The organism is Mesorhizobium sp. LCM 4576 (genome assembly GCF_001854815.1).
In the GTDB taxonomy this organism is placed as follows: Bacteria; Pseudomonadota; Alphaproteobacteria; order Rhizobiales; family Rhizobiaceae; genus Mesorhizobium; species Mesorhizobium plurifarium.
Genome location: NZ_MDDT01000083.1, coordinates 1 through 942, shown reverse-complemented (window position 1 = coordinate 942; position 942 = coordinate 1). Strand labels below are relative to the sequence as shown.

The window sequence follows — 942 nt, the reverse complement described above, 5'->3', positions numbered from 1 at the left end:
GGCTTCAGCAAATGGCCGCAAGAGCCAGGCATGCGCCAGGCTGCAGTTGCCATGGCTGGGGAGATCGCTTCCCGCGTCGGCAAAATCAAGGGATTTAGTCATCAGCATCTGGCGGTCCTGGTGAACGGTTTCGGCAAGTGGCCGCAAGAGGAGCGCAATCGRCAGGCCGCGGTCGCCATTGGCGAGGAGGTCCTTCGCCGCGCCGACCGCCCGGATGTCGGGCTCTCCGATTTTACGGCGCAGGATTTGGYGCTCCTGGTGAACGGCTTCGCCAAGTGGACGCAAGAGCCGGTGTGCTATCAGGCTCTGGGGGAGATCGCCCGCGGTCTAGGCCCCAAGGGCCGTCGCTTCGGCGCGTTCGCGACGCCACGGCTTGCGATGGTCGCGAATGGTCTGGCGCGGGGTATCCTGCAGGGCGAGGAAGCCGGGGAGKTSGCCGRACCMGCTTTGCTGAAGGAGCGGCTGCAGCAGCTGGCGCATTATCTYCACTATGCCGAGGACCGGCTGCAGCAGGCCGATGTCCTGGCCATCRCCAACATCTTCAAGGCCCTGAGCAAGGCGCAGTTGTCCGACGATCTGGGTGTGCTGGCAAAGCCGGGGCTGGACCGGCTGGAGGCGCTGCGCGCCACGCCCGCCTTCGAGCGCGACAACAACCTGGAGACCATGGGCAATCTGTGCGCCGCCCTGCTGCCGCTGGCGCGCAGCCCGCGGCCGGCGTTGCGCTGGCACCGCAGGCCGGCGCTGAACCTGCTCAATGCCATCCAGCCGGTGGTGGAGCGCAAGATCGAGGCGCATCTCGAGGCAGGCCAGGCCGAGCGCCACAGCGGCGCCAATGCAAGCCGCTGCCCGGCGCTGTCGATCTATCAGGTGCTCAAGACCCGCGCGGTGCTGGAGAAGCTCTACCGGCGGCCCTATGTCGAGGGCGACAAGCGCGCCTTGCGG

The 942-nt window shown here is 67.3% G+C and carries 1 pseudogene; it reads left to right on the top strand.

Going from position 1 to position 942, the window contains the following annotated elements:
- Positions 1-120: 120 nt before the first annotated feature.
- A pseudogene (locus LCM4576_RS31640) lies at positions 121-942 on the top strand (shikimate kinase); the annotation flags it as partial.